The organism is Streptomyces aureus, from assembly GCF_001418135.1.
Taxonomy (GTDB): Bacteria; Actinomycetota; Actinomycetes; order Streptomycetales; family Streptomycetaceae; genus Streptomyces; species Streptomyces aureus_A.
Window position 1 is genome coordinate 1 of record NZ_LIPQ01000201.1, and the last position, 12,774, is coordinate 12,774.

The following is a 12,774-nucleotide window of genomic DNA, read 5'->3' on the forward strand; positions in this document are numbered from 1 at the left end:
GGGTCGGCCGGGGGCCGGACGGGCAGGGGGACGGATCGTGCCGACGGGTGCCGGGCGTCCGGCGGGGATTCACCCTCTGGCGGGGGTCTCACCCTCGGCGGGCCTCTTCACCCCGTGTCCGGGGCTTCGGCCGCTGTACGCGGGCCGGTTGTCGGGATCCGTGACGCCGGGCCCTCGGGGGCCCGGCGGGCTCGGCTCAGGGACTACTTGATGCCCAGTTCCGTGCACTTGGCGGCCAGGTCCGAGGTGCAGAGGTCGGCGGCCTTGTAGATGCCGTCCTGGATCACCGTGGTCTGGATGTTGGTCTTGTCGACGACGACCGGCGGGAACAGCGTCGACGGCACGCCGTCGGTCGCACCCTGGGCGCCGAGGTCCTTGCCCTGGAGCAGGTTCACCGCGAACTTGGCGGCCTCGGGGGCCAGCTGGAGCGGCGACTTGTAGATGGTGAAGGTCTGCGAACCGGCGATGATGCGCTGGATGCCCGCGACCTCGGCGTCCTGGCCGCCCACCGGGATGCCCTTGATGCCGGCGTTCTCGAGGGAGGTGATGACGCCGCCGGCCATGCCGTCGTTGGCCGAGTAGACCGCGCCGATCTTGTCCTTGCCGACCGAGGAGATCGCGGCGGACATCTTCTCGCCGGCGATCTTCGGGTCCCACTCGCCGGAGGCCTCGTAGGCGATCTTGCCGACCTTGCCGTCGAGGGCGGTGTGGGCGCCCTTCTTGAAGAGACCGGCGTTCGGGTCCTTCTCGTCGCCGTTGATCATCACGACGTTGGCGGAGGCGGCCTTGGCGCCGAGGGCGGCGAGGAGCGCCTGGCCCTGGAGCTCGCCGACCTTGTTGTTGTCGTGGCTGACGTAGGCGTCGGCGCCCTTGACGGCGCGGTCGTACGCGACGACCTTGACGCCCTTGGCCTTGGCCTCGGTGACCCAGCCCTCGGCCTTGGTCGCGTCGACCGGGTCGAGCGCGATGACCTTGATGCCGTCGGCGATCAGCTGGTCGAACTGCTGCTTCTGCTTGACGACGTCGGAGACCGCGTTGTTGTACACGACCTCGCAGTCGCCGCACGCGGCCTTGACGGCCTTCTCGAACTGCGGCTTGTCCAGAGCCTCGTAGCGCGAGGTCTTGTTCTCGGGAAGGAGCAGGCCGATCTTGGTCGAGCTGCCCTTGTCACCGCTGTCGTCGCCACCGGCCTGGCCACAGGCGGCGAGCGAGAGAGCCATCGACACCGCGGCCGTGGCTATGACGGCGCGACGCGTCACTGCGTTCATTTGGGGTTGCCTCCCTGACGAGGCCGCGACGTTGCGGCCGAGGTGGCACGAAGTCAACTCGGCCGCCACCCCGACGTCAAGAAGTAAATCCTTAACGAGATGACAACGGTGGTGTTCGTTATCTAAGTGAACGCAAGGCGTGAGACCGGAGCGGCCGTCGGCAGGGCACTCTCCAACAGGGTCGAATCACCCATTTCACTCAGTACGAGGGCCAGGGCGCCGAGTACCTCCGCGCGGCCTCCCAGGGCCCCCTGGGCCAGCGAGAGCTGCCGGGCGGCGCTTGGGGATCGCGTACCGCGAGACGGAGTCCCTGATGGGCGCCAGGACCAGCTCCCCGGCCTCCGCCAGGTCGCCGCCGAGCACCACCCGGCTCGGGTTCAGAAGATTGCAGAGGTTGGCGATGCCGCTGCCGATGTGGCGCCCCACGTCGGCGATCACCCGGCGGCAGCCGGGGTCGCCCTCGCGGGCCAGCTGGACGACCCGTTCCATGGTCAGATCGGGGCCGTGGCTGGGCTGGAGCAGCGGCAGGACGTACCGGGCGGCCGTGAAGGTCTCCAGGCAGCCGCGGTTGCCGCAGCGGCAGACCGGGCCCGACTCGTCGAGCGTGATGTGCCCGATCTCGCCCGCGGTGCCACCGGGGCCCCGGTAGACCCGTCCGTCGATGACGAGGCCGGCGCCGACGCCGCTCGCCACCTTGATGTACGCGAGGTCCTTGACGCCGCGCCCGCTGCCCCAGACCAGTTCGCCGAGCGCGCCGAGGTTGGCGTCGTTGTCGACGTGCACGGGGACGCCGAGGCGGCCGGAGAGCTCCTCGGCGGGGTTGATCCCGCTCCAGCCCGGCAGGATCGAGGTCGAGCCGAGGGTCCCGGAGGAGACGTCGATGGGGCCGGGGACACCGAGCCCGACGCCGATCACCTTGTCCGGGCCGATCCCGGTGGCCCGGATCAGCCGCTTGACCAGCTGCTCCGCCCGGTCGAAGCCCTCCGCGGCGGAGGCGTCCACGTCGAGCGGCTCCGCCTCCTCGGCGAGCACCTGGTGGGCGAGGTTGCCGACGGCGACCCGGAGGTGGGTGTGGCCGAAGTCCACGCCGATCACGATGCCGGCGTCACCGGAGAGCGAGACGCTGCGGGCCCGGCGGCCGCCCGCGGAGGTGGGCGTGACGTCGACGGTGCCGCCGTCCTTCAGCTCCCGGACGATGTTGGAGACCGTCGCGGCGGACAGTCCCGTCGCCCGGGCGATCTCCGCCTGGGTGAGCGAGCCGGCCATGCGCACCGCCCGGACGACCCGTTCGAGATTGGCCCTGTGCAGAGACGTCTGCGACCCCGGAGTCTCCATCGACTCACTCACTCCCACCGTTTTCTCCAACATGTGAACTCTAAGGGGACGCTTTCGGCTTGCTCCCCGTCAAGACCTTGAGTGGCGGAGGGTCTGTGTCACACGACGCGCGGGGCCCCCGGCGCGGGTGCGCCGGGGGCCCTGGAGACCGCGGGAGCGGGGTTACTTCACGGCGCCGGCGGTCAGGCCGGCCACCACCTGCCGCTGGAAGATGATGTACGCGGCGAGCACCGGGAGCATCGCCATCACCAGACCGGCGAAAAGGCCCGACCAGTCACCCTTGTAGCCCTGGCTCGTGGCGAGCTGGACCAGGCCCTGGGAGAGCACCTTCTGGTCCTGCTCGGTGTTGAGCACCGTGGGCAGCAGGTACTGGTTCCACTGGCCGAGGAAGTTGAAGATGCCGACGCTGATGAGGCCCGGCTTCGCCATCGGCAGCATCACCTGGAAGAACGTCCTGGTGTGCGACGCGCCGTCCACGAAGGCCGCTTCCGCCACCGAGGTCGGCAGCGTACGGAAGAAGGCCGTGAGGAAGAAGACGGTGAAGGGCAGCGAGTACGCGATGTAGACGAGGATCAGGCCGTGCGGGGTGTTGAGCAGGGCCATGTTCTGCATCACGTAGAAGAGCGGCACGAGCGCCAGGATGATCGGGAAGCTCATCCCTCCGATGAAGAGGAAGTAGATGAAGCGGTTCCCGGGGAAGTCGAAGCGCGCCAGCACGTACGCCGCCATCGAGCCGAAGAGCAGCGTGCCGACGAGCGAGCCGCCGACGACCACGATCGTGTTCATGAAGTAGTCGCTCATGTGCGCCTGCGACCAGGCGCGCGACCAGTTCTCGAAGTGCAGGCCGTCGGGCAGCGACCACGGGGAGGTGAAGATCGCCCGGTCGGTCTTGAACGAGGTCATGACCGCCCAGAGCAGCGGCATGACGACCATGATCGCCCAGATGATCAGGACGCCGTGCGAGAAGACGTTGAGAACCGCGCCCTCGCTCCTGGAGTCCTTGCGGGGCGCGGGCGGCGCCGTCTTGGTGACCACGGGCCCCGAGCCCCCCGAGGGGCCGGGGGTCTCGACGCCGGGGGTGGCAGTGTCGGTCGTCTTCATCAGAACTCCAGCCGCTCGCGCCGGCCCAGCTTCATCACGATGGCCGCGAAGGCCAGGGTGACGAGAAGGAGCGCGACACCGATGGTCGTTGCGTAGGCGGCCTGTCCGTCCCGGAACGCCTTCTGGTACACGTACAGCGGAAGGACGACGGTGGAGTAGTCGGGCCCGCCGCCGTTGGGGCCGACGGTCATGATCTGGACGACGGCGAAGGACTCCGCGCCGAGCGCGAGGATGCCCATGTAGATCCAGCCGGACTGCACGGTGTCCCAGAGCAGCGGCAGGGTGATCTTGAAGAAGGTCGTGATGCGGTTGGCGCCGTCGAGCAGCGCGGCCTCGTAGAAGTCCCTCGGAATGGACGCCATGCCGGCCGAGAAGAGGACGACGAAGAAGCCGACCGTGGACCAGACGAGAACCGCCATCACACAGATGAGGGCGAGTTTCGGATCGCCCAGCCAGTCCGGCTGAATGCTGCCGAGGCCCACGAGCTTCAGAGCGGAATTGATGGCTCCGCTATTCGGGTTGTAGGCGAACTGGAAGAGCAGCGCGACGATGGCGATCGACAGCACCTGCGGGAAGAAGTACACGATCTTGTAGAAGGCTGATCCGCGCACACCGGCGATGGCCGCTCCGCGGCGGCGCCGACCGCCGACATTGAGCATGAACGCGAAGAACAGCGCGAGTCCGACGGTCACCAGCGGCAGCACCACCGCGAGGGTCAGACTGTGCTGGAGCGATTTCCAGAAGATCTCGTCGTCCAGCATTCTGCTGTAGTTGTCGAATCCGACGAAGCCGAATTCGGGGCTCAGTCCGCTCCAGTCCGTGAGCGAGTAGTAGATGGACTGGATGAACGGCCAGATGACGAAGAGCGCGTAGAGCGCGAGGGGTGCCGACAGGAACCCCACGATGAAACGGTACTTGCCGTGCTGCATTCCTACCGACCCCGATCTTCCCGCGGAGGCGCGCCGCGGGTGCCGCGCGCGAAGGGGCCGGGGCCCGCTCCCGGTCGGCGGGAAGGGGCCCCGGCACTGCTCACTGGTGCTTGTAGTGCTTGATCGAGGAGTCCTTGGCCGCCTCGTCGGCGAACTTCTGGATCTTCTTGATCGTCTCGGCCGGGGTCGCGCGGCCGGCCATCATCTCGCCGATGCCCGCGACACCGATCTTCTCCTTCTGGAGGGCGACGTACCAGTCCTGGAGGCGCGGGTTGACGACGTTCTGGCCGGCCTTCTCCAGGGCCGCGACGCCGGACTTGAGGCCCGGCGTCAGCTCGATGCCGTCGGTGCCGCCGTTGAACGCGGAGAGGGACTTCACGGACTGCGTGAAGTTCTTGGACGAGGCCTCGCTGAGCATGATGCGCAGCTGCTCCATGCCGCCCTCGGGGTTGGCCGCCTTGGCCGGGACGATGAACGGCTCGCCGCCGGACGCCCACATGGTGCCGAAGGGCATCTTGTCGGAGGCGTCGATGCCGCTCGGGGCGGAGACGGCCAGGTCGAAGTCGGCCGGCATGGTCTTCGCCGCCTCGTTCTCGACCCAGGAGCCGTTCGGGATGAACAGCGCCTTGCCCTCGGTCCAGGCGGTCTGCGACTGGATGTGGTCGAGGCCGGGGGTGCCCTTGAGGATGTAGCCCTTCTGGACGAGCTCGTAGTAGGCCTCGAAACACGCCTTGACCGCGGGGTGCTCCCAGGCCTTCGGCTCCAGGTTGTCGATGGCGTCCAGGACCTCGCGCCCGCCGACCTTGCCGATCATCGGGTAGAGCGAGAAGGGGAGGTAGTACGGGTGCTTGCCCGCGTACGTCCAGCCCGCGATGCCCTTCTTCTTGGCCTTCTCGCAGACGGCCAGCATCTCGTCCCAGGTCTCGGGGTACTTCGCGTCGAGCGAGTCGAGCAGCTTCTGCGAGTACCAGACGCCGTAGACGGTGTAGGCGTAGTAGAGGATCCAGACCGGGGCGCCGTCGAACTGGCCCATCTCGACGATGCCGGGCCGCAGGGTGTCGCGGACCTTCTTGTTCGGGTCGTCGACGGAGGCCGCGTCCAGGAGGGCGGTGAGGTCGGCCAGCTGCTTCTGGCCGACGAGGACGCCCATGTCCATCTGCTCGGCGCCGGAGTTGTCGATGAGGTCCGGCGGGTTGCCGCCGTTGAAGCGCGGCTGGAGCTCCGTGGTGATCTTCTGGGTGGGCGTGAACTTGACCTTGGCCTTGGGGTAATTCGTCTCGTAGACCTTGATCGCGTCCTTGGCGTACTGCTGTCCGAATCCGCCGTCGAAGAGGACGAAATCAAGCGGTGCCGACTCGTTCACCCCGAGCGGGTTCTTGTCGGACTTCGTACCCTTCTCGACCTTCGCGTTTCCGTCGCCGCCACTGCTCGCGCAGGCGGAGAGGAAGCCCATGGTCGGCACCGAAATCAGGCCGATCGCGGCGGAACGCTTGATCAGATCGCGACGGCCAAGGCCCTCATTGGTCTGAGCGGAGGTGGATCCCATGCTCAAGTCCTCGCCTTCATTCAGGACTCAGGCGGTGTACCGGTCGCCCGTACTCACTCGCCACAGGCGAAGGGCCCCGCCACCGCGGTCATTTGCAGCCGGGTCGTGCAGGCGTCGGGCCGTCGTGTGATGGAACCGACTGGCTGGACGCGACAGGTATAGTCCACTTCCCTTCGCCTGAGCAAGATCGAAAGCAGGTTTTGACGGCCATCTTTCCCGAGTTGAGACCTCCGGGATAAGCACGCTGGATCTGCGGCGTTTCGTCCAAGCATTCGTCCGTTCATGCCCTTGACAGTGCCTCAGACCTCCCCGTAGTGGGGCACCTTGAGGGGACGGTCCGGGGTGCCGAGGGGACGCGGGAGGGCAAAGGGGGCATACGGCCGGGATCGAAACAGTTGTGTCACAGACACCCGGAAAAGTAAGGATCCTGTGAGGGTGACCGGAGATCATAGGGAGACCGCCGACCTCGTCCGTGTGTTCGAGCGCGCGGCGGAACTTCCTTGTCCCTCTCCCTTATGGAGTACTACGTGGCCAACTCTTCTGGCCTGAACCGCTCGGGTCTCCTCTCCCGTGTCACGGTCGCCGCGATAACCGCCGCCCTCGTCGCCACCTCGACCGCGGCGGTCGCGGCGGAGCCGGGCCCGGCGGCCAAGGCCCCCGCCGCGCCGCAGTCGGACCGCGTGTCCGCCGCCGCGCAGTCGGACCGCGTGTCCGCCGCCGCGGCCTCCGCGACCGCCGCCTCCGGAGCCGCGCTCAACAACCTCTACGGCTGGCACACCAACGGCGACATCATCGGCTACACCCCCGTCGGCGGCGGCGCCATCCAGCGGATCGCCGGGCGTCAGGGCTGGAACTGGGTGGGATACAAGAACTTCACCCAGGCGGACATCGAGGGGCAGCCCGAGGCGGACGGCTGGCACCACGCCGACGGCTGGTACGCCGTCAGCAGCGCGGGCCGGCTGCACTTCGCCAGCAGCGGCCCGGTCCGCGACCTCGGCGGCGGCTGGAACGCCTACAACAAGGTCATCTCGGCCGGCAACACCGGCGGCGGCGCCCCGGACGACATCCTGGCCCGGGACGGCTCCGGCGTGCTCTGGCACTACCTGGGCAACGGCAACGCGTCCCTGACCGCGCGCACCCGCATCGGCTCCGGGTGGAACGCGTACACCCAGATCGCGGGCAAGGGCGACGTGACCGGCGACGGCCGCGCCGACCTCGTCGCGCGTGACCGCAGCGGTGTCCTGTGGCTCTACAAGGGCACCGGCAACTACCGGGCCCCCTTCTCGACCCGGACCCGGGTCGGCAGCGGCTGGAACATGTTCAACAACCTGTTCTCCCCCGGCGACCTCACCGGCGACCGCCGTGCGGACCTGGTGGCCCGCGACAGCGCCGGCGCCCTGTGGCTGTACAAGGGCTCGGGCAGCTCGTCCTCGCCGTACACCACCCGCATCAAGATCGGCACCTCGGGCTGGAACGGCTTCGGCGCGCTGTTCTGATCGCCATCGGTGCGGCGAAAGGGCCCCGCTCCTCTTCCGAGGAGCGGGGCCCTTTCCGTACTTCGTACGACTACCGGATCAGATCGTGTCAGCCACGGATCAGGTTGCGGAGCACGTACTGCATGATGCCGCCGTTGCGGTAGTAGTCCGCCTCGCCGGGGGTGTCGATGCGGACGACCGCGTCGAACTCGACACCGGTGTCGGTGGTGACCTTGACCGTGCTCGGCGTGGTGCCCTCGTTCAGCTCCGTGACGCCCGTGATGGAGAAGGTCTCCTCGCCGGTCAGGCCGAGCGAGTCGGCCGACTGGCCGGCCGGGAACTGGAGCGGAAGGACGCCCATGCCGATGAGGTTCGAGCGGTGGATGCGCTCGTACGACTCGGTGATGACGGCCTTGACGCCGAGGAGCGCGGTGCCCTTGGCGGCCCAGTCGCGGGACGAGCCGGAGCCGTACTCCTTGCCGCCCAGGATGACCAGCGGGGTGCCGGCGGCCTGGTAGTTCTGCGAGGCGTCGTAGATGAACGACACCGGCGCGTCGGCCTGGGTGAAGTCGCGGGTGAAGCCGCCCTCGGTGCCCGGCGCGATCTGGTTGCGCAGGCGGATGTTGGCGAACGTGCCGCGGATCATGACCTCGTGGTTGCCACGGCGCGAGCCGTAGGAGTTGAAGTCACGACGCTCCACACCGTGCTCGGTGAGGTACTTGCCGGCCGGGGTGTCGGCCTTGATGGCGCCGGCCGGGGAGATGTGGTCGGTGGTGACCGAGTCGCCCAGCTTGGCCAGGACGCGGGCGCCGACGATGTCGGTGACCGGGGTGGTCTCCATCGTCATGCCCTCGAAGTACGGGGGCTTGCGGACGTAGGTGGACTCGGTGTCCCACTCGAAGGTGTTGCCGGTCGGGATCGACAGCGCCTGCCACTGGGCGTCGCCCGCGAAGACGTCCTGGTAGGACTTGTTGAACATGTCCTCGCCGATGGCGTTGGCGACGACGTCGTTGACCTCGGCCTCCGTCGGCCAGATGTCGGCCAAGTAGACGGGCTTGCCGTCCTGGTCGACGCCGAGGGCGTCCTTGGTGATGTCCACCTTCATGGAACCCGCGAGGGCGTACGCGACGACCAGCGGCGGGGAGGCCAGGTAGTTCATCTTGACGTCGGGGTTGATGCGACCCTCGAAGTTCCGGTTGCCGGAGAGGACCGAGGTGACCGCCAGGTCGTGCTCGTTGACGGCCTTGGAGACCTCCTCCGGCAGCGGGCCGGAGTTGCCGATGCAGGTGGTGCAGCCGTAGCCGACGAGGTTGAAGCCGACCTTGTCGAGGTACGGGGTGAGACCCGCCTTGTCGAAGTAGTCGGTGACGACCTTCGAGCCCGGGGCGAGGGTGGTCTTGACCCACGGCTTGCGGGTCAGGCCCCTCTCGACGGCCTTCTTCGCGACGAGCGCGGCCGCGACCATCACGTACGGGTTCGACGTGTTGGTGCAGGAGGTGATCGCGGCGACGGTGACGGCGCCGTGGTCGATCTCGTAGGTCGAGCCGTCGGGGGCGGTCACGGTGACCGGCTTCGACGGGGCGCCGTTGGGGTGGTTCGCCGGGGCGTCGGAGGCCGGGAAGGACTCCTTGCCCGCCTCGTCGACCTCGTCCACGTAGTTGCGGACGTCCTGGGCGAACTGCGCGGCGGCGTTCGCGAGGACGATGCGGTCCTGCGGGCGCTTCGGGCCGGCGATGGAGGGGACGACCGTGGAGAGGTCGAGCTCCAGCTTCTCGGAGAAGTCGGGCTCGGCGGCCGGGTCGAGCCAGAGGCCCTGCTCCTTGGCGTACGCCTCGACGAGCGCGACCTGCTGCGCGGAGCGGCCGGTCAGCTTGAGGTAGTTCAGGGTCTCGCCGTCGATCGGGAAGACGGCGGCGGTGGAGCCGAACTCCGGCGACATGTTGCCGATGGTGGCGCGGTTCGCGAGGGAGGTGGCGGCGACGCCCTCACCGTAGAACTCGACGAACTTGCCGACGACGCCGTGCTTGCGCAGCATCTCGGTGATCGTGAGGACCAGGTCGGTGGCGGTGGTGCCGGCCGGGAGCTCGCCGGTCAGCTTGAAGCCGACGACGCGCGGGATGAGCATGGAGACCGGCTGGCCGAGCATCGCGGCCTCGGCCTCGATGCCGCCGACGCCCCAGCCGAGCACACCGAGGCCGTTGACCATGGTGGTGTGGGAGTCGGTGCCGACGAGGGTGTCGGGGTACGCCTGGCCGTTGCGGACCATGACCGTACGGGCCAGGTGCTCGATGTTCACCTGGTGGACGATGCCGGTGCCCGGGGGGACGACCTTGAAGTCGTCGAACGCGGTCTGGCCCCAGCGCAGGAACTGGTAGCGCTCCTTGTTGCGGCCGTACTCCAGCTCGACGTTCTCCGCGAAGGCGGAGTTCGTGCCGAACTTGTCGGCGATGACGGAGTGGTCGATGACCATCTCGGCCGGGGAGAGCGGGTTGATCTTCGCCGGGTCGCCGCCGAGCGCCGCGACGGCCTCACGCATGGTCGCGAGGTCGACGACACAGGGAACGCCGGTGAAGTCCTGCATGATCACGCGGGCCGGCGTGAACTGGATCTCCTGGCTCGGCTGGGCCTGCGAGTCCCAGTTACCCAGGGCCCGGATGTGGTCGGCGGTGATGTTCGCGCCGTCCTCGGTGCGGAGCAGGTTCTCCAGGAGGACCTTCAGGCTGTAAGGGAGGCGCGCGGAGCCCTCGACCTTGTCCAGCTTGAAGATCTCGTACGACTCGTCGCCCACGCGCAGCGTGCTGCGGGCGTCGAAGCTGTTCGCCGACACGACAGTCTCCTTCATCAATGTGCGCGTATTACCGCCATGCTGCCGCCACGACTCCCTCGCCGATCCGCTAAGGTAAGGCTTAGTTAGGTAACCCTTACCGGGTGGGCGGCCGCGGTGCGCCGTAAGCAGTTATCTCGATGTCGAGATAACTCTAGTGCATCCCCGCTGCGCGGTCATGCCCGGCATGCCTGTGACGGCCGTCATCCTGACGACCGTCCGGCGGGCGGGCCCGGAGGCGCGGCGGCCCTCACCCGCTCCCCCGGCGCGTCGACGCGCGCGGACACAGCCGGGCCGGAACCGTCAGCCCGCCCGGCGCGGGGGCCGGCAGGGCGGGGTCGAGCCGGGCCACCAGAGTCCTGACCGCCGTCTCCGCGATGGTCTCGGGCCGCAGCGTCACCGTGGTCACCGGCGGGCCGGTCTCCGCATAGGCCGGATCCTCGCTGGCGCAGACGAGGAGCAGGTCGTCGGGGATCCGCAGACCGTGGCGGGCCGCCGCGGCGAGGACCTGTCGGCCGCCGGGGTCGTAGACGGAGTGGACGGCGTCGCAGGACCGGGCGGCGAACGCCCGGTCGAAGGCGCGGCCCGGCGCGTCCTCCGGGTCGAAGGTGATCACCGAGGGCTCACGGCCGCGCTCACGGCACCATTCCCCGTACGCCCGGGTCACGGCGCCGGTGTAGTACTCGCGGCCGTACCCGGCGTGCAGGGCGATCCGGCGCGCACCGGCGGCCGCCAGATGGTCGAGGACCTCACGGGTGGTCGCGGCGTGGTCGTTGTCGACCCAGACGTCGTCGGGGTGCGGGTCGGTGGGACGGCCGTCGAAGACCACGGGGATGCCCCGGGCCCGCAGGGCGCGCAGCACCCGGTCGTCCTCGGGGCTGTCGAGCAGGAGCATGCCGTCGACGGTCAGGGTGTGCCACAGGGTCTCGCCGCCGCGCGCAGCGGGCAGGACCGTCAGCGCGTAGCCGAGGGCGTGCGCGGTGGCCGCGGCCGCGGTCAGCAGGCGGGAGAAGTAGGGGACCTCGAGGAAGTTCCAGGGCGCGCCCGCGTAGGTGGTGACGGCGAGGCCGAGCGTCCCGGTCCGGGTGAGGGGCGTCCGGCGCGAGCCGTAGCCGAGGGCCGCCGCCACCTCGCGGACCCGGCGCCGGGTGGACTCACCGAGCCGGCCCGTGCCGTTGAGGGCGTGGGAGACGGTGGCGGTGGACACCTCCGCGGCACGGGCGATGTCGGTGAGGGTGGGCCCTGACATGCGCGCCATCGTACGGATTTCGCGGTCCGGGGAGGGTACTGGTTACGACGTTAATCAGCGAGCGTCCGGCCACAGCCAATGTTTGGAGTGGTCATGACTTCTTCCCTGAGCCGGCGCACCGTTCTCGCCGCCGCCGGTGCGGCGGGTCTCGTCGGGGTCGCCGGGAGCCCCGCCGCGGCGGGCTCGCGCCCCCGGTCGGCGTCGCTGGTCGTGCACAACGCCCGGGTGTTCACCGGCCGGTCCGGCGGCCGTCCCGTCCAGGCCGTGGCCGTCGGCCGCGACGGCCGGATCCTGGCGACCGGACGGGGCAACGAACTGCGCCGCCTCGTCGGCCGGGACACCGAGGTCGTCGACGCGCGCGGCGCGACCGTGATGAGCGGCATCCACGACGGTCACGTCCACCCCCTGGGCGCGGGCAGCCGCTCGCTGCGGCCCTCCCTCGAAGGGGCGGAGACGACGCGGGAGGAGCTGCTCGCGATCCTGACCGGCTTTCTGCAGGACAGCCCGGGGCAGGAACCGGACGGCTGGCTGGTGGTGGAGGACTGGAACCCGATCGGCCTGCTGCCGCAGGGCTCGCTCCCCCACCACTCGCTCCTCGACGCCCTGCCCACCCGCCGTCCGGTCGCCCTGGTCGGCGGAGACGGCCACAACATCTGGGTCAACGGCCGCGCCCTGGAGATCGCCGGCATCACGGCCGCCACACCGGACCCGGTGGGCGGGAAGATCGTGAAGGGCGCGGACGGCAGGCCGACCGGCGTCCTCAAGGACGACGCCCAGCCGCTGGTGACCCGGCACATCCCGGAGCCGAGCGAGGCCGAGCTGGTCGCGGCCTGCGCGCGGGTGCTCGCCCAGGCGGCGGCCTCGGGGGTCACCACGATGATGGACGCCCTGGTCGGACGCGGTGAGCTCGGCACGTACCGGGCGCTCGCGGCGGCCGGGAAGCTGCCGCAGCGGATCGTCCCGGCGATCCGGCTCGACCCGGACCAGGCGAAGGACCCGGCGGCGGCGCTCGCGTACGCCCGGGGGCTGCGCCGGGAGTTCGGCGAC

The 12,774-nt window shown here is 69.4% G+C and carries 8 protein-coding genes and 1 pseudogene; 2 read left to right on the forward strand and 7 right to left on the reverse strand.

Translation table 11 applies throughout. From position 1 onward, the window contains the following. Positions 1 to 203: 203 nt before the first annotated feature. The 5 genes and pseudogenes from AOK00_RS17915 to ngcE all read right to left on the reverse strand — a co-directional run bounded on the left by AOK00_RS17915 (position 204) and on the right by ngcE (position 6,179). On the reverse strand, positions 204 to 1,268 hold the full coding sequence (locus tag AOK00_RS17915) for a substrate-binding domain-containing protein (RefSeq protein WP_055601312.1): 1,065 nt from the start codon (positions 1,266 to 1,268) through the stop codon (positions 204 to 206). 122 nt (positions 1,269 to 1,390) lie between these two features. Beyond that, positions 1,391 to 2,603: pseudogene (locus AOK00_RS17920) on the reverse strand (ROK family transcriptional regulator). Between the two features lie 162 nt (positions 2,604 to 2,765). Continuing rightward, positions 2,766 to 3,704: a carbohydrate ABC transporter permease gene (locus AOK00_RS17925; protein WP_055601313.1), complete on the reverse strand. Its 939-nt coding sequence runs from the start codon at positions 3,702 to 3,704 to the stop codon at positions 2,766 to 2,768. Then, positions 3,704 to 4,633, reverse strand: coding sequence for a carbohydrate ABC transporter permease (locus AOK00_RS17930; RefSeq protein WP_055601314.1), 930 nt, complete (start codon positions 4,631 to 4,633; stop codon positions 3,704 to 3,706). Before AOK00_RS17930 ends, AOK00_RS17925 begins: the two co-directional genes overlap by 1 nt. Before the next feature lie 100 nt (positions 4,634 to 4,733). Beyond that, on the reverse strand, positions 4,734 to 6,179 hold the full coding sequence (gene ngcE, locus AOK00_RS17935; RefSeq protein ID WP_055601315.1) for an N-acetylglucosamine/diacetylchitobiose ABC transporter substrate-binding protein: 1,446 nt from the start codon (positions 6,177 to 6,179) through the stop codon (positions 4,734 to 4,736). Positions 6,180 to 6,706: 527 nt separating this feature from the next. Here ngcE and AOK00_RS17940 point away from each other — a divergent pair. Further along, positions 6,707 to 7,675 (forward strand): FG-GAP repeat domain-containing protein, encoded by a 969-nt coding sequence (locus AOK00_RS17940; RefSeq protein WP_254047399.1) that lies wholly within the window; start codon positions 6,707 to 6,709, stop codon positions 7,673 to 7,675. An 88-nt stretch (positions 7,676 to 7,763) separates the two neighbouring features. Here AOK00_RS17940 and acnA read toward each other — a convergent pair whose 3' ends face one another. Together acnA and AOK00_RS17950 are read right to left on the reverse strand one after the other, a co-directional pair. Then, the gene (acnA, locus tag AOK00_RS17945) at positions 7,764 to 10,481 is read right to left on the reverse strand and encodes an aconitate hydratase AcnA (protein WP_055601317.1); all 2,718 of its coding nucleotides are present in this window, start codon (positions 10,479 to 10,481) and stop codon (positions 7,764 to 7,766) included. Positions 10,482 to 10,728: 247 nt separating this feature from the next. Further along, positions 10,729 to 11,727, reverse strand: coding sequence for a LacI family DNA-binding transcriptional regulator (locus tag AOK00_RS17950; protein ID WP_254047400.1), 999 nt, complete (start codon positions 11,725 to 11,727; stop codon positions 10,729 to 10,731). Between the two features lie 93 nt (positions 11,728 to 11,820). Between AOK00_RS17950 and AOK00_RS17955 the strand changes: the two genes are divergently transcribed. Continuing rightward, positions 11,821 to 12,774, forward strand: a 954-nt coding sequence (locus tag AOK00_RS17955; protein ID WP_159041789.1) for an amidohydrolase, incomplete at its 3' end; no start/stop codon positions are given.

Coding starts and splice junctions, on each gene's coding strand:
- AOK00_RS17915 (WP_055601312.1), bottom strand. CDS start 1,268: ATGAACGCAGTGACGCGTCGCGCCGTCATAGCCACGGCCGCGGTGTCG.
- ngcE (WP_055601315.1), bottom strand. CDS start 6,179: ATGGGATCCACCTCCGCTCAGACCAATGAGGGCCTTGGCCGTCGCGAT.
- AOK00_RS17925 (WP_055601313.1), bottom strand. CDS start 3,704: ATGAAGACGACCGACACTGCCACCCCCGGCGTCGAGACCCCCGGCCCC.
- AOK00_RS17930 (WP_055601314.1), bottom strand. CDS start 4,633: ATGCAGCACGGCAAGTACCGTTTCATCGTGGGGTTCCTGTCGGCACCC.
- AOK00_RS17950 (WP_254047400.1), bottom strand. CDS start 11,727: ATGTCAGGGCCCACCCTCACCGACATCGCCCGTGCCGCGGAGGTGTCC.